At 31.9% G+C, this 23,227-nt stretch carries 20 protein-coding genes; 5 read left to right on the forward strand and 15 right to left on the reverse strand.

From position 1 onward, the window contains the following. Window positions 1-142 precede the first annotated feature (142 nt). Together H574_RS0110380 and H574_RS0110385 are read left to right on the forward strand one after the other, a co-directional pair. Window positions 143-1,048 (forward strand): GLPGLI family protein, encoded by a 906-nt coding sequence (locus tag H574_RS0110380; protein ID WP_081653204.1) that lies wholly within the window; start codon window positions 143-145, stop codon window positions 1,046-1,048. A gap of 23 nt (window positions 1,049-1,071) precedes the next feature. After that, window positions 1,072-3,807 (forward strand): TonB-dependent receptor, encoded by a 2,736-nt coding sequence (locus H574_RS0110385; protein ID WP_027880517.1) that lies wholly within the window; start codon window positions 1,072-1,074, stop codon window positions 3,805-3,807. A 51-nt stretch (window positions 3,808-3,858) separates the two neighbouring features. On the opposite strand, the gene rodA is transcribed toward H574_RS0110385, so the two are convergent. The 7 genes from rodA to H574_RS0110425 form a co-directional block, all read right to left on the reverse strand. Next, on the reverse strand, window positions 3,859-5,136 hold the full coding sequence (gene rodA / locus H574_RS0110390; RefSeq protein WP_027880518.1) for a rod shape-determining protein RodA: 1,278 nt from the start codon (window positions 5,134-5,136) through the stop codon (window positions 3,859-3,861). After that, window positions 5,137-7,062 (reverse strand): penicillin-binding protein 2, encoded by a 1,926-nt coding sequence (mrdA, locus tag H574_RS0110395; RefSeq protein WP_027880519.1) that lies wholly within the window; start codon window positions 7,060-7,062, stop codon window positions 5,137-5,139. It lies immediately after the preceding gene. Next, window positions 7,059-7,565, reverse strand: a complete 507-nt coding sequence (locus tag H574_RS0110400; RefSeq protein ID WP_027880520.1) for a hypothetical protein — start codon at window positions 7,563-7,565, stop codon at window positions 7,059-7,061. Before H574_RS0110400 ends, mrdA begins: the two co-directional genes overlap by 4 nt. After that, complete coding sequence (mreC, locus tag H574_RS0110405; protein WP_027880521.1) at window positions 7,558-8,370, reverse strand: rod shape-determining protein MreC; 813 nt, start codon at window positions 8,368-8,370, stop codon at window positions 7,558-7,560. Before mreC ends, H574_RS0110400 begins: the two co-directional genes overlap by 8 nt. 12 nt (window positions 8,371-8,382) lie before the next feature. Then, complete coding sequence (locus H574_RS0110410; RefSeq protein ID WP_027880522.1) at window positions 8,383-9,411, reverse strand: rod shape-determining protein; 1,029 nt, start codon at window positions 9,409-9,411, stop codon at window positions 8,383-8,385. Between the two features lie 226 nt (window positions 9,412-9,637). Beyond that, window positions 9,638-11,167 (reverse strand): bifunctional phosphoribosylaminoimidazolecarboxamide formyltransferase/IMP cyclohydrolase, encoded by a 1,530-nt coding sequence (gene purH / locus H574_RS0110415; protein WP_027880523.1) that lies wholly within the window; start codon window positions 11,165-11,167, stop codon window positions 9,638-9,640. A 157-nt stretch (window positions 11,168-11,324) separates the two neighbouring features. Next, complete coding sequence (locus H574_RS0110425; RefSeq protein WP_027880525.1) at window positions 11,325-11,780, reverse strand: GAF domain-containing protein; 456 nt, start codon at window positions 11,778-11,780, stop codon at window positions 11,325-11,327. A gap of 80 nt (window positions 11,781-11,860) precedes the next feature. Between H574_RS0110425 and xrtF the strand changes: the two genes are divergently transcribed. Further along, window positions 11,861-12,412: an exosortase family protein XrtF gene (gene xrtF / locus H574_RS0110430; protein ID WP_027880526.1), complete on the forward strand. Its 552-nt coding sequence runs from the start codon at window positions 11,861-11,863 to the stop codon at window positions 12,410-12,412. After that, on the forward strand, window positions 12,405-12,833 hold the full coding sequence (locus H574_RS0110435) for an exosortase F system-associated membrane protein (protein ID WP_027880527.1): 429 nt from the start codon (window positions 12,405-12,407) through the stop codon (window positions 12,831-12,833). The genes xrtF and H574_RS0110435 overlap by 8 nt, the downstream gene beginning before the upstream one ends. Window positions 12,834-12,885: 52 nt before the next feature. Here H574_RS0110435 and groL read toward each other — a convergent pair whose 3' ends face one another. From groL to miaB, 8 genes are all read right to left on the reverse strand, one after another. After that, window positions 12,886-14,523, reverse strand: coding sequence for a chaperonin GroEL (gene groL / locus H574_RS0110440; protein ID WP_027880528.1), 1,638 nt, complete (start codon window positions 14,521-14,523; stop codon window positions 12,886-12,888). Window positions 14,524-14,596: 73 nt separating this feature from the next. Continuing rightward, the gene (locus tag H574_RS0110445) at window positions 14,597-14,875 is read right to left on the reverse strand and encodes a co-chaperone GroES (protein WP_027880529.1); all 279 of its coding nucleotides are present in this window, start codon (window positions 14,873-14,875) and stop codon (window positions 14,597-14,599) included. A gap of 138 nt (window positions 14,876-15,013) precedes the next feature. Further along, window positions 15,014-15,370, reverse strand: coding sequence for a preprotein translocase subunit SecG (secG, locus tag H574_RS0110450; protein WP_027880530.1), 357 nt, complete (start codon window positions 15,368-15,370; stop codon window positions 15,014-15,016). Window positions 15,371-15,382: 12 nt separating this feature from the next. Then, on the reverse strand, window positions 15,383-16,315 hold the full coding sequence (locus tag H574_RS0110455; RefSeq protein WP_027880531.1) for a hypothetical protein: 933 nt from the start codon (window positions 16,313-16,315) through the stop codon (window positions 15,383-15,385). A gap of 10 nt (window positions 16,316-16,325) precedes the next feature. Further along, window positions 16,326-16,826, reverse strand: a complete 501-nt coding sequence (locus H574_RS0110460; RefSeq protein WP_027880532.1) for an LptE family protein — start codon at window positions 16,824-16,826, stop codon at window positions 16,326-16,328. 29 nt (window positions 16,827-16,855) lie between these two features. Then, window positions 16,856-18,115, reverse strand: a complete 1,260-nt coding sequence (locus H574_RS0110465) for a sigma-54 interaction domain-containing protein (protein ID WP_027880533.1) — start codon at window positions 18,113-18,115, stop codon at window positions 16,856-16,858. Between the two features lie 25 nt (window positions 18,116-18,140). After that, the gene (locus tag H574_RS0110470; protein ID WP_027880534.1) at window positions 18,141-19,106 is read right to left on the reverse strand and encodes a hypothetical protein; all 966 of its coding nucleotides are present in this window, start codon (window positions 19,104-19,106) and stop codon (window positions 18,141-18,143) included. A 12-nt stretch (window positions 19,107-19,118) separates the two neighbouring features. Continuing rightward, a complete protein-coding gene (gene miaB / locus H574_RS0110475; protein ID WP_027880535.1) occupies window positions 19,119-20,564 on the reverse strand; it encodes a tRNA (N6-isopentenyl adenosine(37)-C2)-methylthiotransferase MiaB in 1,446 nt (481 codons plus the stop codon). Window positions 20,565-20,719: 155 nt separating this feature from the next. On the opposite strand from miaB, the gene topA reads away from it, so the two are divergent. Then, complete coding sequence (gene topA, locus H574_RS0110480; RefSeq protein WP_027880536.1) at window positions 20,720-23,224, forward strand: type I DNA topoisomerase; 2,505 nt, start codon at window positions 20,720-20,722, stop codon at window positions 23,222-23,224. The last annotated feature ends 3 nt before the right edge of the window (window positions 23,225-23,227 follow it).

Below are 23,227 nucleotides of genomic sequence, written 5' to 3' on the forward strand. Positions count from 1 at the left end.
AAATTTCAAACCATATTTGTAACAAAATCAGCAATTTTGCTACTAATTTTTTATTAGTAAATAATTAACATTTAACAATTAAACTATTGGTTAATTTCAAAGTCTAATAAAAGATTAAAATTTAATACTTAAAATTTTTAAAATGAATTTAAGAACTACCTTAAAAACCTATGCATCAATATTTATTATGTTGATTGCTTTTGGTTTACATGCCCAAAACGATTTTCAAGGAGAAGCAGTTTACATGTCAAAAACGACAGTAGATTTAGATAACTTTGGAGGCAGAGAGCTTAGTCCAGAACGTAAGAAAATGATTATGGAGCGTATGAAATCTATGCTAGAAAAAACCTTTATACTTACGTTTAACAAAACAGAATCGATGTATAAAGAAGACGAAGCTTTAGAGTCGCCAGCACAAGGAGGAATGCGTATGATGGGCGGAATGGGAAGCAGTGGTCCAGTTTATAAAAATGTAAAAACAAACGAGTATTTACAAGATCAAGAGTTTTTTGGTAAGCAGTTTTTAATTAACGATAGTTTACCAAAATACGAATGGAAAATGACAGGCGAAACCAAACAAATTGGTCAATACATGTGTTTTAAAGCAACAGCTGTAAAAAAGGTAGATGCTGCAGATTGGACAAATATGCGTCGTAGAGATAGAGATGAAGACAAGAAAAAAGATGACGAGAAAGAAGATGCAGAAGTACAAAAAGATAGCACAAAAAAAGAAGAATTTAAAGATCCATTTGATGATATAGAAATCCCTGAAGAAATAGAGATTACAGCATGGTACACTATGCAAATACCAGTAAGCGCTGGACCTGGAGAATATTGGGGATTACCAGGATTGATTTTAGAAATAAACTCTGGAAGAACAACTATACTTTGTACTAAAATAACTTTAAATCCTGAAAATAAAAAGGAAATCAAAAAACCAACTAAAGGTAAAGAAGTTGGTAGAGAAGAGTATCAAGAAATAGTTAAAAAGAAAATGGAAGAAATGCGTGCCATGTTTAGAGCAAGACGTGGCGGTAGAAGAAACTAACCAAGTACTTACCAACTTACAATATGAAAAATATAATAAAACTACTAGTATTTTTACTAGCAAGTACATCTTTTGCACAGGTTACATTTCAAGGTGTAGTAAAAGATAGTACAGGTGTTGGTTTAGAGTTAGCCAACGTAGTAGCTATAAACCAAGCAACAAAAAATTTAGATTCTTATGGGATTACCAACGATAAAGGTCGTTTTAAGTTAAATTTAGAAGAAAATTCTACCTATACAATTACTGTTAGTTATATCGGTATGCAATCTTTATCTGAAACAGTAGAAACTAAAGAAGCAAATGTAGAAAAAGACTTTACAATGTCTTTTGATGATAGCTTAGATGAAGTTGAATTAACCTATGAAATGCCTGTAACCATTAGTGGCGATACCATAGTTTATAACGCAGATTCTTTTAAAAACGGAACCGAAAGAAAACTTGGTGACGTTTTAGAAAAGCTTCCAGGTGTTGAGGTTAATGATGAAGGTGAAATTGAAGTAGAAGGTAAAGCTGTTGGAAAAGTTATGGTAGATGGTAAAGACTTTTTTGATGGCGATTCTAAATTAGCAACTAAAAATATTCCTGCGAATGCAGTAGATAAAGTGCAGGTTTTAAAAAACTATTCTGAAGTTGGTCAACTTAGCGGTGTAACTAATAATCAAGATAATATTGCCATAAATATTAAGTTAAAAGAAGGAAAGAAAAACTTCTGGTTTGGTACCATTACAGGCGGTATTGGTGACTCTCCAAACAAAACTTTATACCTAGCACAACCTAAATTGTTCTATTACAGTCCAGAAAAAAGCATCAACTTTATTGGTGATTTAAATAATGTTGGTGAGTTGGCTTTAACACGTCGTGACATCTTTAACTTTTCTGGTGGTTTCCAAATGCCAAGCCAGCAAAGTGGTACAAATATAAGTTTAGGAAATAATAATTTGAGTTTCCTTCAACTACAAAACAACCAAGCTAAAGATATTAATACAAAGTTTGGTGCTGCTAACTTCAGTTTTTCACCTAAAAAGACTTTAGATTTAAGTGGTTTTGGTATTTTTTCTAGCAGCCGTATAGACTTACAAGAAAACCAAAATGTAATTTATACAGATCAAAGTTTAAATATTCCTAATGAACAAACAGAGACAAATACACATCAAAAAAGTGATTTAGGAATGATTAAATTAAGTGCTAAATACAAACCTAACACTAATAATCAACTAGATTATGATATTGTTGGACGTACATCTAAAGAGTCTCAAGATCAAGTAGTATTATCTTCTGTAGTTGGTGGCATTGACGAAAACCAAAATTCAAATCCATACAGTATCAATCAGAATTTAAACTACTACTACACGCATGACGAGAATAATATTTTTGCGTTATCTGCGCAGCATTTAATTCAAGATGAAGATCCTTTTTTCAAAGCCGTTTTAGAGAACGATCCAACAAACAATGCAGATGCAGATAATGATGCTTTTGATAATACTGCATTTGCTTTAGGCTTAAATACAGATCAAAATTTATACGATGTAAATCAAGAGAAGCGTGTAAAATCTAACCAATTAGATGCCAAATTAGATTACTGGAACATTCTTAATAAGAAGAGCGATATTAATTTTACTATCGGGACAATTTACAGCAAGCAACAGTTTAATTCTAATATCTTTCAAGTGTTAGATAACGGAAGCGAGTTAGATACAACTCCAATTGCAGGTATAACCGATGTAAATGATACAGATTACACCTTTAGCGATGTGTATTTAGGATTACATTACCGCTGGAAAACAGGTAAGTTTACCATTAGTCCAGGTGTTTCTGCTCATGCTTATAGCGCAATTAATACGCAATTTGGTGAGGAAACTAAAGATAAATTTTTCAGATTATTACCAGATTTAAATGTTCGTGTTCAGCTTAAACAATCAGAAAATTTAAGTTTTAATTATAGAATGCAAACCCAATTTACAGATGTTAATCAGTTTGCTAGAGGATTAGTTTTAAATAATTACAATTCGACTTTTATTGGTAATCCAGATCTAGAAAGTGCATTGTCACATAACTTAAATTTAAGTTATTTCAGCTTTAATATGTTTAATTACACTAACGTGTTTGCCTTTTTAAATTACACAAAAAGTATTGATAATATTAGGACAAGATCGGTGTTTCAAGACGGTTCTGTAATTAGAAGTAGTACGCCTTTTAATTCAGGTTTTGAAGACGAATCTTTTACAGCAAGCGGACGTTTTCAAAGACGATTTGGTAAGCTTCAAGGTAGTGTAAGAGGTAGTTTTGCATACACAAAATTTAACCAGTTAATTAACGATATTGTTTCGGTTAACGAAAATTATAATCAAACTTATACAGCAAGTATACGTTCTAACTTTTTAGAAGCACCTAATTTTGAAGTTAGCTACCGTTACAGCATACAAGATAGCGATCAAGGTAATACAAGAACAAAGTTTTATACCAATGCACCAACTTTTGAATTTGATGCATTAATCTTCAAAAAATTAACTTTTAAGACAGACTATACATACAGTAATTTAAGAAATGAAGATGAAACTATAAACTCTTTTGATTTATGGAATGCTTCTTTAGCGTATCGTAAAACAAATGATAGTAAATGGGAATACGAGCTTAAAGCAACAAACTTGTTAGATACAGCTACAAGAAACCAAACAAGCAACGGAACATTTTCTGTAAGTACAAGTCAGTACTACATACAACCAAGATTTTTAACACTAAGAGTTATATATAATTTATAGTATTGAATTTTAGTCCAATAAAAAAGCGCTTTTAAAAAGGCGCTTTTTTTATTACCACTCATTAATTCTATTAGAATCTAATTTAATAAAAATGAATAGTAAAATAGTAAATCCCCAAAGACCAGAGCCACCATAACTAAAAAACGGAAGCGGTATGCCAATGGTTGGGATTAATCCCATGACCATACCAATATTAATATTAAAGTGTATAAATAAAATACTAGCTACCGCATAACCATACATGCGGCTAAATTGATTTTTTTGACGTTCTGCAAGAATAATAACCCTTACAATTAGCAATACAAATACAATAACAGTAAGTGTGCTACCAATAAATCCCCATTCTTCACCAACGGTTGTAAAAATGTAATCTGTATGTTGTTCGGGTACAAAATTTCCTGTAGTACGTGTACCTTGTAAAAAACCTTTTCCTGCAAAACCACCATTACTTATAGCTTTTTCAGATTCGTTTAAATTGTAAGCTATGGTTTGTTTCATTTGCTTTAATTTAACAGGATCTTTTTCTAAGCTTAACCAAATTGTAATACGGTCTTTTTGATGGACTGGTAAAAAGTTTTGATAAATAAACCTTACAGTAAATGCTAGAGCTCCGGATATTAAAATGACCACTAAAGGTTGAAAAAATGATGGTCTCTTTTTTCTGGTGAAATGATGAGTTAGCACAATAAAAGCAGTAACTAATAAAGTAATTATTAGTCCAAATTTTAATGCAGAAATAGAAAGTAAAACTGCTAATACAGCAATGACTAAATAAATTTGAGGTAATCCTTCTCTATATAAAACAAAGAAAAAAGCACTGTAAACTAAAGTACTACCAGCGTCTTTTTGAAGTAAAATTAATAGAGCAGGTAGCACAATAATGCCAAAAAGTTTTAATTGATCCGAAAAACTTTTAATATCTGTGTTTAAATCGCTTAAATACTTTGCAACAGCAAGTGCAGTAGCAGTTTTTGCAAACTCACTTGGTTGAAGTGTCATAGATCCTATTGCGTACCAAGAAGTGGCTCCGTTAATATTTTTACCAAAGATGAATAAACCAACTAAAGAAACTATAGAGATGAGGTAAAAAATACTAGAAAACCGTTCGTAAAATTTAGCTTCTAGAGACAAAATAAAGATAATTAAAACTACAGATAAACCAATAAATATTAATTGTTTACTGTAAGAATGACTAAAATTAAAAAGTTCTATAGCGTCGCCTGAATGTGATGCAGATAGTATATTAACCCATCCAAATCCTACTAATAAAAAAAATAGTATTATGGTTAGCCAATCAAATTTAAAATGTCTGTCTGTTTCTCTTAGCATTTAGTTAAGCTGGTTTAACTTTTGTTTTAGTTTATTAAATTCTTCTGGCGGAATGACTTGTAATTCAGTTTGACCATTAATTTTAAACGGTTTACCAGAATAAGGTTTTGCGTATTCGTTTTCAAGACTGTGTGAAAGTAGCCAGTCTTCTAAATCTGTTCTTGTGATTTCGCCTTTTAAATGTTTTTCAATCATTAAGCTAGCAACTTTTCCTGCAAATCTGCTTCCCCAATATCCATTTTCAACAAAAACAGCAATTGCAATTTTTGGGTCGTCTTTTGGTGCAAATGCCACAAAAATAGAATGGTCAGTAAGCTGTGTTCTTACACTATCAATTCTGGTAAAATTTTCTACTGTACCAGTTTTTCCGCAGATTTCAATATCTTTTATTTTAAGGCTACTTGCAGTACCAGTTTTGTAAACTTGGTGCATACCTTCAATTACTGGTTCAAAATTTTCTTTGCTTATAGAAGTATATTTTGGTGTTTTAAAACTTTCAGGAATAGTGTCTCCTTCTATAGATTTAATAATGTGTGGCGTAAAATAAAAACCTCTGTTAGCTATTGCGGCAGTCATATTTGCCAATTGTATAGGTGTTGTAGCAACTTCACCTTGTCCAATTGCATTAGACACAGTATAAGTAGAGTAGAAGGTTTTTGGATATTGATAGCTATAGTACTCTCTATCCGGAATTCGTCCTTTTTGACCAACAAAAAGATCGTTATTTAAGTAGTTGCCTAAGCCAAAGCTTTTTACATGCTTACTCCATTTATCAATACCAACAGATGCGTTTTCATATTTATCTAATATTCGTCTATATGCTGTTAAAAAATAAGCATTACAAGACTCTTCAATACCTTCAATCATATCATTTCTTTTACCAGAAGGACAGTGACATCCCATAAAACGGTTACCATATTTAATACCGTGATAACATGTTACTTTTTCATTAGGGGACATAACGTTTTCTTCTAAAGCAATAAGAGCATTCATTAATTTAAACGGTGAACCTGGCTCGTAAACACCTTGTAAGCTTCTGTTAAATAAGGGTTTTGCAATAGAGTCGTTAAATAGTTTTGTAAAGTTTTTGCTTCTATTTCTTCCAACTAAACTATTTGGGTTGTAAGTAGGAGCAGAAACCATTGCTAAGATTTCTCCTGTTTTTGGTTCTATAGCTATTACTCCACCACGTTTATTGGTCATTAGTAACTCTCCATAAGCTTGTAAATCTGCATCAATTGTAATTTTTATGTCTTTACCAGCTCTTGGTAGCGTATCATATTTACCGTTTTTATAAGGTCCTATATCTTGATTATGGATATCTTTTTGGATAAACTTAATCCCTTTTTGTCCACGTAATATGTTTTCATAAGAAGCTTCTACACCTTGTTTACCTATTAAATCTCCACTATGGTAGTAATTGTCTTTTGCTATATCTCTACTATTGACTTCTCCTATGTCTCCTAAAACATTTGCGCCAATATTGGTTTCGTATTTTCTTAAGGATCTTTTTTGAATATAAAACCCTTTGTATTTTCTCATTTTTTCTTGAAGGATAGCGTAATCTTCTTTTGCTAAATGAGAAACAAAAACAGAAGGTAGTCTTGGTGAGTAATGCCTAGCTTTATTATATTTATTTAAAAACTGTTCTTTATTGATTTTTAAAAGTGAACAAAACTCTAAAGTATCTAAAGGTTTGACATCTCTAGGAATAACCATGACATCATAAGATGGTTGGTTTGATACTAAAAGTTTACCATTTCTGTCGTAAACAAAACCTCGTTTAGGATAATTAAAAACTGTTCTAATTGCATTGTCATCATAAATGCTTTGGGCATGACTGTTAAATACTTGCAAGTATAACAATCTGCCTATAAATATGATACCAACAATAATTACAAAAAAGAAAAGTATATATTTTCTCATTTAGTTTTTTTGCTAAAAATAGTAGTTATTAAAATACTAAGTAGTATAGTAAAAATGCTGGATAATAACGTGTTTTTTAAGATTAAAATTATTTTAGAAATGTTAAAAAATTCCATCAAAAAGTAAAAGAAATGATGAATAACTATCAAGATGCTAAAGTAAGCCAGTTTTTGAATAAAATTAGTGTTGTTAAACTTCAACACATTGTGTTCGTATACTGCACCAAAGCTAAACTTTAATACAGCAGGTCTAATAAAGGCTATAATTAAAGAAGCTGTTGCATTTATACCGCCAGAATCCATGAAAAAATCTATAATTAACCCTAGTAAAAAACTTAAAAATAAAAACAACATACGATTGTTTTTTACAGGGTATAATGCAATAAAAAGTATGTAAATGTATGGGTTTACGTAGCCTAAAAAGTCAATATGATTAAATAGTAATACTTGGAAAACTATTAACAGTAAAAACCTTAATGTATGTATAGATAATAAATTATTCATTGTTTAATAAATCTTCAATTAATGATTTGTCTTTGTTTTCTATAACCATAACATGCTCTAAATTGGTCATGTCATTAAACAATGAAACGTTTATTTCGTAATAATTCTCTGTAATATCTAGTTTAAAATCTTTGATAGAGCCAATAAGTATTCCTTTTGGAAAAATTGACGATCTACCAGAAGTTATAATAGTATCTCCAATTTTAACTGGAGCGTTTTTTTGAATATCTGTTAATTGTACAACTTTTGGAGACTTTCCGTTCCAACTTAAAGTCCCAAAATGATTAGTTTTTTTAAGTTGTGCACTAATACGACTTGTTGTATTTAATATTGAAATAACTGTAGCGTATTTTGAGTTGTAATTGGCTGTAATACCTATAATCTTATTATTGTCAATAACAGCTAAGTCGTCTTTTATACTATCTTTTTTGCCTTTATTAATTAATAAAACATTTTGTTGCTTAGAGTAGCTGTTTTTAATTATTCTAGCAGGTGTAAACTTAAAAGTGTTTTCAAAAGTTGTAGTGTCTATATAGCTAATACTTTCCTTTTTAGTATTACCAATTAATGTGTTAAGTCTAGCGTTTTCTTTATTAAGTTTTTGGTTTTCTTCTTCTAAGTTAAAATAACTAGAAATTGAGTTGCTAGTATTATAAAGTCCTCCAGTAAAAAAATTAGCAGAATTTATAAACTTACTTCTGTGATAAGAATGTGATTGAATTGTAAGTGAAACCGAGATAGACAGTAGCAACAAGAAAAACAAAAACGATTTGTTTCTTAAAATGAAATTTACAATTTGTTGCATAGTGTTTTTATCCTACTTGATCAATACGCCTTTAAATCTACCTATGTTTTTTAGCGTAATACCTGTTCCTCTAACTACAGCACGTAATGGGTCTTCTGCAATGTAAACAGGTAAATCTGTTTTTTGAGAAAGACGCTTGTCTAAACCACGTAACATAGATCCTCCACCAGCTAAGTAAATACCTGTATTGTAAATATCCGCAGCTAATTCTGGAGGCGTTTGAGATAATGTTTCCATTACCGCATCTTCAATACGCAAAATAGACTTGTCTAATGCCTTAGCTATTTCTCTATACGATATTTGTACCTGTTTTGGTTTACCTGTTAACAAATCTCTACCTTGAACACTCATGTCTTCTGGTGGTAAATCTAAATCTTCGGTAGCAGCACCAATTTGGATTTTAATTTTTTCAGCAGTACGCTCTCCAACGTAAAGGTTGTGTTGTGTACGCATGTAGTATATAATATCGTTTGTAAAAACGTCTCCTGCAATCTTCACAGATTTATCACAAACAATACCACCTAAAGCAATAACTGCAATTTCTGTTGTTCCTCCACCTATGTCAACAATCATGTTTCCTTTAGGTTGCATAATATCTACACCAATACCAATTGCTGCAGCCATAGGCTCGTGGATTAGGTACACTTCTTTACCGTTAACACGTTCTGCACTTTCTTTTACGGCGCGCATTTCAACTTCAGTAATTCCTGATGGAATACAAATAACCATTGTTAAAGCAGGCGTAAATAGCTTTTTCTTTAACGCAGGTATGTTTTTAATAAACATACTAATCATTTGCTCTGACGCATCAAAATCTGCAATTACACCGTCTTTTAGAGGTCTAATAGTTTTAATGTTTTCGTGCGTTTTACCTTGCATCATGTTAGCTTCTTGACCAACTGCAATGATTTTTCCAGAAACTCTATCTCTGGCAACTATGGAAGGCGCATCTACCACAACCTTATCGTTATGAATAATAAGTGTGTTTGCTGTTCCTAAATCTATTGCGATTTCTTCAGTTAAAAAGTCAAAAAAACCCATGCGCTACGTGTAATTATTTGCTATTAGTATATGATGGTGTAAAAGTAAGAAAAATGCTGAAATTATTGTGAATTTAATAATTTACTTGCTACTTAATTTTATTAAGATATAAATTCCTTTTCAAGTAACAGATTTTTTTATGTTTTATTTTATTGAAGTTGAAATTATTTGCATAAAAAAAGCTTCAGTGTTTAACTGAAGCTTTTAAATATATTTTAAATAGAAATTAGTGTTTAAAATGACGTGTCCCAGTCATGACCATTGAAATATTATTATCATTACAATAATCAACACTTAATTGGTCTTTTATAGATCCGCCAGGTTGAATAACGCTTGTTATACCAGCGTTTCCTGCGATTTCTACACAGTCAGGAAATGGGAAAAAAGCATCACTTGCCATAACACTTCCTTGTAAATCAAAATTGAAAGATGTTGCTTTATGTATAGCTTGATTTAAAGCATCTACACGACTTGTTTGACCAGTACCACTAGCACAAAGTTGCTTATCTTTTACTAAAACAATTGTATTAGATTTTGTGTGCTTACAAATCTTTGAAGCAAAGATTAAATCTTCAATTTCGGCATCTGTTGGTTTTGTGTTTGTTGCATAAGTAAAATCTTCTACAACATCTGTTTTGTTGTCTTTATCTTGTACTAAAACACCGTTTAAACATGTTCTTACAGTTTTAGCAGAAAGCGGTGTGTCTTTTAAGATTAATAGAATACGGTTTTTCTTTCCTTTTAAAATCTCTAAAGCTTCATCGGAAAATGAAGGTGCAATTACAACTTCACAAAATAAATTATGAATATCTGCAGCAGTGTCTGCATCAATTTCAACATTAGAAATTAATATACCTCCAAAAGCAGAAACAGGATCGCCTGCTAATGCATCTGCATAAGCTTGTTTTATTGTACTACGTTGTGCAAAACCACAAGCATTATTATGTTTTAATATTGCAAAAGTTGGCGCTTCGCCTTTAAATTCGTTTATTAAATTTACAGCAGCATCGACATCTAAAAGGTTGTTGTAGCTTAATTCTTTACCGTGTAATTTTGTAAACATAGCATCAAAATCACCAAAGAAGAAACCGTCTTGATGAGGATTTTCGCCATATCTTAAAACTTGACCTTTAGTTTCGCTTAGTTTGTAAGCAGGAATATTTTCAGTGGTATTGAAATAGTTGAAAATAGCCGAATCGTAATGCGATGATACATTAAATGCTTTTGCAGCAAAACGCTTACGATCGTCTTCGCTTAAATTCCCTTTTTTATCTGTGATTAGCTCTAAAAATTCAGCATAATCATCTACAGAAGATACACAAATAACATCTGCATAATTTTTTGCAGCAGCACGTATTAAAGAAATACCTCCAATATCAATTTTTTCTATGATATCTTGGTTTGATGCGCCAGAAGCTACCGTTTTTTCAAACGGATAAAGATCTACGATTACAACATCTATTTGTGGTATGTCAAAGTCTTTCATTTCTTTAACATCGCCATCATGATTTTGACGATTTAAAATACCACCAAATACTTTTGGATGTAATGTTTTAACGCGACCACCTAAAATAGAAGGGTAAGACGTTACATCTTCTACAGGAATGACGTTAATGCCTAAATCTTTAATGAATTTTTCTGTACCACCAGTAGAATAGATGGTTACACCTTGTTTGTCAAGTTCTTTAACAATTGGCTCTAAACCATCTTTGCTAAATACTGAAATTAATGCAGATTTAATTGTTTTGTTGCTCATTATAGTTGTGTTAATAAGCCATCAAATGTAATGAATTTCAAGTTTTTTTCAACTTTGTTTGTGATAGTTTTTTTAACTAAAAAATATAAGTTGTTAACATAAAAAAAAGCAACTATAAGAAATAGTTGCTTTTTGTAAGTTGTTGATTTGTTACGTTTTATAATATTGATGCTACTTTTTGGCAAACAAATTCTAAAAAACGTTCGTCTGCTTCTGTAAACGGATCTGGAGTGTTAGAGTCTATATCTATTTGACCAATGTTTTCTCCGTTAACAAAAATAGGAATTACAATTTCAGCTTTTACAGTAATGCTACATGCGATATAGTTGTCTTGTGCAGAAACATCCGGAACGACAAAATTTTTGTTACTTACTGCAACTTGACCACAAATACCTTTACCAAAAGGGATGATTGTATGATCTGTTGGTTCGCCAACATAAGGACCTAATTTAAGTTCGTTTTTATCACCGTTTTTAAAGTAAAATCCAACCCAATTATAATATTCTATATTGGTTTCTAGAAGTTTACAGATGTTTAAAAGTTTTTCGTCTTCAGATAAAGAAGAATTAGCAATTATAGCTTCAACTTGAGGTTTTAGTGTATCAAAACTCATTTTCATAAAATTTTTGGTAAAAGTATTTAAAAAGGTGTAATTTCCACATTTATAAAACTATTTTTTTTCTATTTACGCATTTGAAATCTTTATTACTACAATATAAGTCTGTTATTAAATTTATAATCACTTTTTTATTGGTTTATGGTGTGCTAAGTTTTGTTTATAGTCAATATTTAGAGCTGTCTAAAGGAACGATTTATTACCCTGATTACGTGACAAATTTGGTTGCTAACCAATCTGAAATTTTATTAGATAGTTTTGGGTACGATAGTCAAGTTTTGCCACATCCTGACGAGCCTTCAATGAAACTTTTAGTTAATGAAAAATATGTTGCAAGAGTAATAGAAGGCTGTAACGGTACAAGTGTTATAATTTTATTTATTGCTTTTGTTGTAGCTTTTGCAGGTAAACCAAAAACCACCTTTTTTTATATTTTGTCAGGTAGTGTTTTAATTTATACAGTCAATCTTTTTAGAATAGTAATTTTAGCAATTGGATTGTATCATTATCCTTGGCGAAAAGAAATTTTGCACTCTGTGATTTTTCCAGGAATAATTTACGGAATGGTATTTTTATTATGGATGTTTTGGGTGAATCGTTTTTCTAAAATCAAGAAAACTAATGGGTAAATACGCTAAATATATATGGATAGGTTTGCTGTTTTGCTTATTAGCTTTAGTGCGTTTTTTTGAAAACGAATTGTTTTATGATCCGTACTTGGTGTTTTTTCAAAATGACTATTTGTATTTGGACTCGCCAAGACGCGAAGTTGCAAAATTGGTAGCTTTTACAACATTGCGATATGGGATTAACACCATTATTTCTTTAGGTATTTTATATCTGTTTTTTAAAGATAAAAGTGTTGTAAAGTTTTCGGTATTAGTTTATTCGATTTCTTATTTCATTTTAATTATACTTTTCTTGTACTTTGTTTTAAATCCAAAACAAGAAGATTACTACGTATTTTTTAATATTAGGCGCTTTTTAATTCAGCCTTTAATATTGTTATTGCTTTTGCCAGCTTATTATTATCAACGGTTAAAGACATAAAAAAACCACTTCAATTTAGAAGTGGTTTTTTAGTATTATTTATTTGATAATATTACATCATTCCTGGCATACCTCCGCCCATTCCTGCAGGCATTCCTCCAGATGGATTGTCTTCTTTAATGTCTACTAAAGCACATTCGGTAGTTAAGATCATTCCAGAAACAGAAGCTGCATTTTCTAATGCTACACGAGTTACTTTTTTAGGATCTATAATACCAGCTTTAAGCATATCTACGTAAGCTTCAGATTTTGCATCGTAACCAAAGTCTTTTTTACCTTCAATTACTTTTGCTACTACAACGCTACCTTCTCCGCCAGCGTTTTCAACAATAGTTCTTAAAGGCGCTTCGATAGCTCTAGCTACAATTTGAATACCAGTAGTTTCATCTAAATTATCTGTAGTTAATTTTTCTAAAACAGATTTTGCTCTAACTAAAGCAACACCACCACCAGCAACAATACCTTCTTCTACAGCTGCACGAGTTGCATGAAGTGCATCATCTACACGGTCTTTCTTTTCTTTCATTTCTACTTCACTAGCAGCACCAACATAAAGTACAGCTACACCGCCTGCTAACTTAGCTAAACGCTCTTGTAGTTTTTCTTTATCGTAGTCGCTAGTTGTTGTTTCAATTTGTGCTTTAATTTGATTAACTCTATTTGTAATCATGTCTTTATCACCAGCACCATTAACAACAGTAGTATTGTCTTTATCAATAGTTACGCGTTCTGCAGTACCTAACATATCAAGAGTTGTGTTTTCTAGAGTGTAACCTCTTTCTTCACTTACAACAGTACCGCCAGTTAAGATTGCAATATCTTCTAACATAGCTTTACGACGATCTCCAAATCCTGGTGCTTTTACAGCAGCAATTTTTAAAGAACCACGTAATTTATTTACTACTAAAGTGGCTAAAGCCTCTCCATCTACATCTTCTGCGATGATTAATAAAGGTTTACCAGATTGAGCAACAGGCTCTAAAACTGGTAATAAATCCTTCATTGTAGACACTTTTTTATCGTATAATAAAATGTAAGGATTTTCTAAATCGGTAACCATTTTTTCGCTATCTGTTACGAAGTAAGGCGATAAATAACCTCTGTCAAACTGCATACCTTCTACAACGTCTACATAAGTATCTGTTCCTTTTGCTTCTTCTACAGTAATTACACCTTCTTTACCTACTTTGCTAAATGCTTTAGCTATTAAATCTCCAATAACATCATCGTTATTTGCAGATATTGAAGCTACTTGCTTAATTTTTTCTGAAGAGTCTCCAACTTCTTTAGCTTGTTTACCTAAATCGGTTACGATAGCTTCTACAGCTTTGTCGATACCACGTTTTAAGTCCATTGGGTTGGCACCAGCAGCTACGTTTTTTAATCCTTCTTTTACTATTGCTTGAGCTAAAACGGTAGCAGTAGTTGTACCATCACCAGCAAGGTCATTAGTTTTAGAAGCAACTTCTTTTACCATTTGTGCGCCCATATTTTCTAGAGCGTCTTCTAATTCTACTTCTTTAGCAACACTTACACCATCTTTTGTTACAACTGGTGCGCCAAAAGAACGACTAATAGTTACGTTTCTACCTTTTGGTCCTAATGTTACTTTTACTGCATTTGCTAAAGCGTCTACACCACGTTTTAATCCGTCGCGAGCTTCAATATCAAATTTTATATCTTTTGCCATTTTTATTTAATTTAAAGTTTTTGGAATTGTTAATAATGAATGTTCTAAATCTTAATTTAGGTTTAGAATAATCTTAAATAATTGCCATGATGTCTTCTTCGCGCATCATTAAGTAGTCCTTACCATCTAATTTGATTTCAGAACCAGAGTATTTACCGTAAAGTACAGTATCACCAACTTTAACAGTTAAAGGCTCATCTTTTTTACCGTTACCAACTGCAACTATAGTTCCTTTGTGTTGCTTTTCTTGTGCTGTATCTGGAATGTATAAACCAGACGCTGTTTGTGTTTCGGCAGGAAGCGGTTCTACAAGAACACGATCTGCAAGTGGTTTAATGTTTAGTTTACTCATTGTATATATTTTTAGATTATTAAATTTTACTATCATCAATTAGCCAAAAATGTGCCAATGACATAGGACTGACAAACTTTCAGAAACAAAAAATGCCAACTGTAAAAGTTGGCATTTTTGATATTTTTTTTGTGATAACTATTGTCCGATTGTAGTTGTATCTGCAGGAGTAGACGTGTTGTCTGTTGCAGGTGTTTCTGCTGGTGCAGGTAACTCTATATTATCATTTTCTAAAATTTTAGAATCTGAAGTAACACCTTGTCTAGGTATTGCTAAACTAGATGTTAATATTAACACTAATAACGCAATTGCTAATGTCCAAGTACTTTTGTCTAAAAAGTCTGTTGTTTTCTTAACACCACCTAATTGTTGTGTGCCGCCACCACCAAAAGAAGAAGATAATCCGCCACCTTTTGGATTTTGTACCATAATTACAACTACTAAAAAGAAAGCTACTGCTATGATTAGTATTAAGAAGATTAAAAATGTATTCATTATATTATAATTTTATTCTTGTAATTGTTCTATTGCTTTAATTTGGTCTGCAAAGAAACCACTTTTTTCTGGATATTTCAAACTTAAAATTTTATAAGATTGAATTGCCTTCTTGTAATTTTTTTGTTCTACATAAATTCTTGCTAAAGTTTCGGTCATTAACGCTTCTGGTTGTATCATCCGATCTTTTGCAAGGTTTTGTTTTTTGCCACTAGTTTTAGCAGGTTCTAACTTTGGGTTGCTTGCTATAAACTTATCTATTAACTCAAATTTTTTGTCTCTGTCTGATTCTTGTTCAGATGAAGATTCTGAAGTATTATTAGTTTCTTCTTCTATAGAAGTGTCTTCAGAAGTCTCTTCATTTCTTTCAATAGGATTAAAACTGGTTAGTTTAAGCCATTCGTTAAAACTATGTGTTTCAGTTTTATCAAATTCTAACGGTTTACCAATATTTAAAACCTTTTCTGGTGTTTTTTCTTTTTGGTCTTCTGTTTCAACTTCGTCTTTATTAAACTCTGCTATTTCTTTAATTTCGATTTTAGGTTGAAATAATTCTGGATTAATAATTTCTTTTGTAGCTTTTATATGAGTGTCTAAATCGTCATCAAAAGTCACGCTTTTATTAACCGAAATGTCTTCTGCAGTTACATCTAAATTGTTAATGTAAGCTGTATTTTGTTTGATGTAGTCTGAAATTTCGTTTTGATTAAAACTTTCTGAAGTTATAAAATCAAACAAAATACTTCTGTCTGTTGTGTAAGCTGCTGTTTGTTTTAAAGCTTGGTTGTACTTAAAACTTTCTTTATTTTTTAATCCTTTTAAATATACTGCTCTTGCTGATTGAAAATACGGAAACTCTTCTATAATGCCACTTAATGCATTGGTTTGCTCTTGGCAAACGGTTTGCGGTTGTTGTAAGATTTGTATAAAGTCTTTAGTGGTCATAGTTGTGTTTTTACCAATTGGCTAATGAGGCGTTGATGATATCTTGTGTTAATCGTTGAAAAATTTCTTCAAACGCTGTATCTTTTGTTGATCCACTTAATAATTCGCTACCTGTATAATCGTAGAAGAAAGAAAAGCTTTTTTCAAAATTTTCTTCTTCGTTCAATTTGTTAAAAAATCTAACATTAACACCTATAGTTAATCGGTTTTGTGCAGCTGTACTGTTTGCAGTTGCTGTTGTTGGAGATATACGATACTGTGTGATTTCTCCTTCGTAAACTAAATCTCCGTTAGAGTTTACTAAACTAAGGCTACTTAAATTTAGGATTTGATCTTGCAGCGCTATTGTAAAATCTCTATCTAAACCTGGTTCTATAAGATTGGCATTATTCTGAAAGTAATTAACTTGAAAGGTTTTTGCGTTAGTTTCGATACCCGTAAACGAGTAGATGCCACAACCAAAAAAGAGTAGTGGTAGGATGGCAACTAATATATTTTTGTGTAATTTCATCTTAATTTTTTTTGAAAGTAACGCTTTTTTTATAAATCGTATTGTTTAATCTTTCTATATAATGTGCGTTCGCTTATGCCTAGCTCTTCTGCAGCAAGTTTACGTTTACCGTTGTGACGCTCTAAAGATTTTTTGATTAACTCTAATTCTTTATCTTGAAGTGATAGTGTTTCTTCTTCTTCAATTTCTTCAGCAAAATGATATTTGTCTTCTGCACTTGATATTTTGCTTTCTGATGACTCAGGAATTGATAAAATTTCTAAATCATGTACTTGTTCTTCAAACTCGGCATCGCTTTCATTTTCACCATAGATTTTTTGAATAAGTCCTTCGTTATCTTTTTGTACTTCTTTTGCGTTACCGTTTTTCATTAACTCCATGGTAAGCTTCTTTAAGTCATTTAAATCGGCTTTCATGTCAAAAAGAACTTTATATAATATTTCTCTTTCGCTACTAAAATCACTTTCAGATTTAGAAGCATTGACTACAGCTGGTAGATTGCTAGCTCCAGATGGTAAATAAGTTTGTAACGTTTGCGCATTAATAGTTCGATTTTGTTCTAAGACCGAGATTTGTTCTGCTACGTTGCGTAGCTGTCTAATGTTTCCGCTCCAGCGATATCTAAGTAGCATATTTACAGCATCATCTGTAAGCTTAACAGTTGGCATTTTATATTTTAATGCAAAGTCGCTAGCAAATTTTCTGAATAAAATATGAATGTCTTCTTGTCTATCTCTTAACGGAGGTAGGTGAATATCTACAGTACTTAAACGATAATATAGGTCTTCTCTAAACTTTTCTTTTTTTATAGCTTCAAACATATTAACGTTGGTTGCCGCAACAATACGTACATTGGTTTTTTGTACTTTACTAGAACCTACTTTAATAAACTCGCCATTTTCTAAAACACGCAATAGACGCACTTGTGTAGTAAGTGGTAATTCTCCAACTTCATCTAAAAAAATGGTACCACCATCTGCAACTTCAAAATAACCACTACGTGTTTGTGTTGCACCAGTAAAGGCTCCTTTTTCGTGTCCAAAAAGTTCACTATCTATTGTGCCTTCTGGTATTGCACCGCAATTTACAGCAATATATTTACCGTGTTTACGATGTGATAATTGATGTATTATTTTAGGAATACTTTCTTTACCAACACCACTTTCTCCGGTGACTAGTACAGAAATATCTGTTGGTGCTACTTGTATAGCTTTTTCTATAGCACGGTTTAAGCCTGCGCTATTACCTATAATCCCGAAACGTTGTTTTATTGATTGAATGGATTCCATATGAAGAGGAATTTAAGCGATTGGTTTAATTTAAATAATTGAAATTTTCGTTTATTGAAATTGAAAATTCAGGTCCGTAGTTATAAGAAATTTCTCTAGATTGAATTCTGTTTGCTGAGTTGTATTGTAAATCGAAATTAAATGTTGTTCCGTCTACAGTAACACTATTCCAGTTTTTTGTAGAATGGAATTGAGCAATTAGTCCTCCAATTTCATCAGAATAATCGTCTGCTAAAAAGTTTAGTAGATAACTTTCGTCATAAACTACTTTTAAAGGGTTTTCAAAATTATCATAAGCGTAAGTAGCACTATTGTTGCTTTCTCCAGAGCTTACGCTATTTATAATGTTACCTTCGCTGTTATAAGTTATATCTTCTGCTAGTATTGAAGCTCCGTTTTCAAAAGCTTCTTTTCTTATTAATTGGTCATTATTGTTTAATGTAAACTCTACAGTTATTGAAGAACCTACTTCTGTTCTTGTAATAACGTTACTGTTGTAAGCGTAATTATAAACATGGTTTTCGTTGTAGCTTGGGTCTTCGTAATCGTAATAATTGTATTCTATTTGAGAAATGTTATTACCGCTGTAAGTAACAAAATATTCGTTTGTATTTTGACCAGATTCATTTACGCTAATATCACTAATTACTTGTCCGTTAGCGTTTCTTGTAATAGTTTGGTTTTCGGTTACAAATGGACTGTTATTTGCAGATAATTCTATAGAACTAGAAATTATAATATCGTTAGAAATATTAATATCACTATTAGTAATTGTGTTTATAGGAAATCCAAAAAATGAAAGGGATAAATCAATATCTAGCTCGTAAACAGATAGTGTTAAATCATCACTATTGCTATTGTTACCGTTGTTATCATTATTATTACCGTTGTTTTGGTTGTTGTCAAAATCTGTAAACCCATTATCTAAAGGTTCGTTTTCGCAAGCAGTAAATAGGCTTAAAGATATAAGAATTAAAAGTAGTTTTTTCATATTTAGTTTTTATTAGTTGTTTATAGATAACCCAACAGCTTCACCTATTAATGTCGCTTTTGTACAGTCTGTTACGTTTACGTTTACAAAGTCTCCAACTTTAAATTGACCTTTAGGGAATACACATACAATATTATGAGGTGTGCGACCTGACCAATGTTGGTTAGATTTTTTAGATTCTTTTTCTATTAAAACTTCTACAGTAGTATTTAAAAATTGCTTGGTTCTATATTCGCTGTGTTTTAATTGTAATTCAATAATTTCAGCAAGGCGTCTACTTTTTACATCTTCAGGGACATCGTCTTCTAATTTACGTTCAGCCAATGTGCCTGGTCTTTCAGAATAAGTAAACATGTAGCCAAAATTATATTTTACGTATTCCATCAAGCTTAAAGTATCTTGATGATCTTCTTCTGTTTCTGTAGGAAAACCAGCAATCATATCTTGGCTAATAGCACAACCAGGAATAATCTCTCTTATATTATCTATTAAAGTGAAATATTCTTGTCGAGTGTGTAATCTATTCATTGCTTTTAAAATACGATCACTTCCGCTTTGTACTGGTAAATGTATATGATTACAAATATTATCATACTTAGCCATAGTTTTAATGACATCAATATGCATGTCTTGCGGATTAGATGTGCTAAAACGAATTCGCATTTTTGGTTGCGCTTCAGCACAAAGTTGTAATAACTTTGCAAAGTCTGTAGCGGTTGCTTTTTGTATATCACTAGCTTTATCAAAATCTTTTTTTAGTCCGCCGCCATACCAAAGGTAGCTATCTACGTTTTGACCTAGTAAAGTGATTTCTTTGTAACCTTTTGCCCATAAGTCATTAACTTCTTCAATAATACTTTGAGGATCACGACTACGTTCTCTACCACGTGTAAATGGGACTACACAAAATGTACACATATTATCGCAACCACGTGTAATACTTACAAAAGCTGTTACACCATTACTGTTTAAGCGTACTGGTGAAATATCTCCGTATGTTTCTTCTTTTGATAGTATTACGTTTATTGCATCACGACCTTCTTCTACTTCACTAATAAGATTAGGTAAATCTTTATAAGCATCTGGACCAACAACAAGGTCTACTATTTTTTCTTCTTCTAAAAATTTACTTTTTAAACGTTCTGCCATGCAGCCTAAAACACCAACCTTCATTTTTGGGTTAATCTTTTTTACTGCATTATATTTTTCAAGGCGTTTTCTAACAGTTTGTTCTGCTTTATCACGTATAGAGCATGTGTTAACCAACACTAAATCGGCTTCCTCTAAATGCGGTGTTGTATTAAAACCTTCGTTTTGAAGTATTGAAGCTACAATCTCACTGTCGCTAAAATTCATAGAGCAACCATAGCTTTCTATAAAAAGCTTTTTGTTGTTTTCTGCTTTAGAAGGGATAACTAACGTTTCGCCTTGTTTTTTTTCGTCTATTGTTTTTTCCATATATAATATTGAAATACTGCTACTCAATAAGCATGCAAAGGTACGATTAATTTAAAAATATGACAATCTGACAGCTAGTTAAATTATGGTAAAAATTATAAAATTAGGTAGATAAATTTTTTTTAATTTACCTTTGCACTCACAAAAATCAAAGAATGGCGAAGAATTTAGTAATAGTAGAGTCACCTGCAAAAGCAAAAACTATAGAGAAATTTTTAGGAAAAGATTTTAAAGTAGAATCTAGTTTTGGACATATTGCAGACTTACCTTCAAAGGAACTTGGTGTTGATGTTGATGGCGATTTTGAGCCAAAATATCAAGTCTCTTCCGATAAAAAAGCGGTAGTAAAAAAATTAAAAGACTTAGCTAAAAAAGCCGAGACGGTTTGGTTAGCAAGTGATGAGGACCGAGAAGGAGAAGCTATTGCGTGGCATCTTGCCGAAACATTAGGTTTAGATAAAGAAAAAACTAAACGTATTGTGTTTCATGAGATTACTAAAACTGCCATTATGAAAGCGGTTGAAAACCCGCGTAAAATAGATTACGATTTAGTAGATGCGCAACAAGCAAGACGTGTTTTAGATAGAATTGTGGGTTACGAGCTTTCTCCAGTGTTATGGCGTAAAGTAAAAGGAGGTTTATCTGCTGGTCGTGTGCAATCTGTTTCTGTGCGTTTAATTGTAGAGCGTGAGCGCGAAATTCAAGAATTTCAACCAGAAGCATCTTACAGAATTGATGCTGAGTTTTCTAATGAAGAAGGACAGTCTTTTAAAGCTAAATTGCCTAAAACTTTTTCAACCAAAGAAGAAGCTTTAGCCTTTCTAGAAAAAAATGCGACTGCTAATTTTAAAGTTGCAGATTTAACAAAAAAACCTGCAAAAAAATCTCCAGCAGCTCCATTTACAACATCTACGTTACAACAGGAGGCATCACGTAAATTATACTTCTCAGTAAGTAAAACTATGACTATGGCACAACGTTTATACGAAGCCGGTTTAATTACTTATATGAGAACAGATAGTGTAAATTTATCTGACGAAGCAAGAAAAGGAGCAGAGAAAGAAATTGTAGATGCCTACGGTAAAGAATATAGTAAAGAAAGAAATTTTACAGGGAAAACTAAAGGTGCGCAAGAGGCTCACGAAGCGATACGACCTACAGATTTTTCAAGACATAGCGTTAATATTGATCGTGATCAAGCGCGTTTATACGAATTGATTTGGAAGCGCGCAATTGCATCACAAATGAGTGAAGCGCAGCTAGAACGTACAAACGTTAAAATTGAGGCAGATACACATGACCAAACGTTTACAGCAAATGGAGAGGTAATTAAATTTGATGGTTTTCTTAAGGTGTACTTAGAAGGGACAGATGATGAAGATACAGAGCAAGACGGAATGTTGCCAGCAATGAAGGTAAACGAAACCTTATTAAATAAATATATTACCGCAACTCAACGTTATACACGTCCGCCTTACCGTTACACAGAAGCTTCGTTAGTTAAAAAGTTAGAAGAGTTAGGTATTGGTAGACCATCTACATATGCGCCAACAATTTCTACTATTCAAAATAGAAATTATATAGAAAAGGGAACGGTTGAAGGTGTAGAAAGAGAATACACGCAATTAACCTTAACAGAAGGAAAAGTTGAAGATAAAAAACTAACCGAAAAAGTTGGATCTGATAAAGGAAAATTAGTGCCAACAGATATTGGTATGATAGTTACCGACTTTCTGGTTAATCACTTTGAGAGTATCTTAGATTATAACTTTACAGCAAAAGTAGAAGACCAGTTTGATGATATAGCAGAAGGAAAAGAAGATTGGAAAAAGATGATGAAAACTTTTTACGATAAGTTTCATCCAGTAGTAGAAGATGTTAAAGAAAATGCAGATAGAGAATCAGGAGAGCGTATTTTAGGAGAAGACCCTAAAACAGGAAAGCAAGTTAGTGTACGTTTAGGTAAATTTGGACCAATGGTACAAATGGGTACAGTAGATGATGAAGAAAAACCAACTTTTGCAAGTCTTGGACCAGATCAACAATTAAATACAATTACTTTTGAAGAAGCAATGGATCTGTTCAAGCTTCCAAAATCTTTAGGGAAATATAAAGAGGAAGAAGTAGAAGTAAATAATGGTCGTTTTGGACCATATGTTAAGTTTGGTAAAAAATATATTTCTCTTCCGGCAGGACAAGATCCTTTAAATGTCGAGTTAGATGAAGCAATAGAGTTAATTAAAGAAAGAGAAAAAGCAGATGCTCCAATCTATAATTATAAAGGTAAAGACGTAACTAAAGGTAAAGGACGTTTTGGACCGTTTATTAAATGGGACGGTATGTTTATTAACGTAAATAAAAAATACGATTGGGACAATTTAACTACAGAAGATATTGAAACGCTTATTGATGAGAAAATTCAAAAAGAAATAGATAAAGTAGTACATAATTGGGAAGATGAAGGTATACGTGTAGAAAAAGCACGTTGGGGCAGACACAATATAATTAAGGGTAAAACTAAAATAGAGTTAGCAAAAACAGTAGATGCTTCTGCACTAACTTTAGAAGAGGTAAAAGATCTGATAGAAAAGAATGCACCTAAGAAAAAAGCATCAAAAAAGAAAACGACCAAGAAAAAAACAACAGCAAAAAAGAAATAATAT

The organism is Mesoflavibacter zeaxanthinifaciens DSM 18436, from assembly GCF_000422365.1.
GTDB classification, from domain to species: domain Bacteria; phylum Bacteroidota; class Bacteroidia; order Flavobacteriales; family Flavobacteriaceae; genus Mesoflavibacter; species Mesoflavibacter zeaxanthinifaciens.

Excerpts from the sequence above, each read along its gene's own strand:
- rodA (WP_027880518.1), bottom strand. The coding sequence starts at position 5,136 with ATGCTAAGAGAAACAGACAGACATTTTAAATTTGATTGGCTAACCATA.
- groL (WP_027880528.1), bottom strand. The coding sequence starts at position 14,523 with ATGGCAAAAGATATAAAATTTGATATTGAAGCTCGCGACGGATTAAAA.
- H574_RS0110470 (WP_027880534.1), bottom strand. The coding sequence starts at position 19,106 with ATGAAAAAACTACTTTTAATTCTTATATCTTTAAGCCTATTTACTGCT.
- H574_RS0110460 (WP_027880532.1), bottom strand. The coding sequence starts at position 16,826 with ATGAAATTACACAAAAATATATTAGTTGCCATCCTACCACTACTCTTT.
- mrdA (WP_027880519.1), bottom strand. The coding sequence starts at position 7,062 with ATGAGAAAATATATACTTTTCTTTTTTGTAATTATTGTTGGTATCATA.
- H574_RS0110400 (WP_027880520.1), bottom strand. The coding sequence starts at position 7,565 with ATGAATAATTTATTATCTATACATACATTAAGGTTTTTACTGTTAATA.
- H574_RS0110410 (WP_027880522.1), bottom strand. The coding sequence starts at position 9,411 with ATGGGTTTTTTTGACTTTTTAACTGAAGAAATCGCAATAGATTTAGGA.
- H574_RS0110385 (WP_027880517.1), top strand. The coding sequence starts at position 1,072 with ATGAAAAATATAATAAAACTACTAGTATTTTTACTAGCAAGTACATCT.
- H574_RS0110435 (WP_027880527.1), top strand. The coding sequence starts at position 12,405 with ATGGGTAAATACGCTAAATATATATGGATAGGTTTGCTGTTTTGCTTA.
- miaB (WP_027880535.1), bottom strand. The coding sequence starts at position 20,564 with ATGGAAAAAACAATAGACGAAAAAAAACAAGGCGAAACGTTAGTTATC.
- H574_RS0110380 (WP_081653204.1), top strand. The coding sequence starts at position 143 with ATGAATTTAAGAACTACCTTAAAAACCTATGCATCAATATTTATTATG.
- H574_RS0110445 (WP_027880529.1), bottom strand. The coding sequence starts at position 14,875 with ATGAGTAAACTAAACATTAAACCACTTGCAGATCGTGTTCTTGTAGAA.
- mreC (WP_027880521.1), bottom strand. The coding sequence starts at position 8,370 with ATGCAACAAATTGTAAATTTCATTTTAAGAAACAAATCGTTTTTGTTT.
- H574_RS0110465 (WP_027880533.1), bottom strand. The coding sequence starts at position 18,115 with ATGGAATCCATTCAATCAATAAAACAACGTTTCGGGATTATAGGTAAT.
- topA (WP_027880536.1), top strand. The coding sequence starts at position 20,720 with ATGGCGAAGAATTTAGTAATAGTAGAGTCACCTGCAAAAGCAAAAACT.
- secG (WP_027880530.1), bottom strand. The coding sequence starts at position 15,370 with ATGAATACATTTTTAATCTTCTTAATACTAATCATAGCAGTAGCTTTC.
- purH (WP_027880523.1), bottom strand. The coding sequence starts at position 11,167 with ATGAGCAACAAAACAATTAAATCTGCATTAATTTCAGTATTTAGCAAA.
- H574_RS0110455 (WP_027880531.1), bottom strand. The coding sequence starts at position 16,315 with ATGACCACTAAAGACTTTATACAAATCTTACAACAACCGCAAACCGTT.
- H574_RS0110425 (WP_027880525.1), bottom strand. The coding sequence starts at position 11,780 with ATGAGTTTTGATACACTAAAACCTCAAGTTGAAGCTATAATTGCTAAT.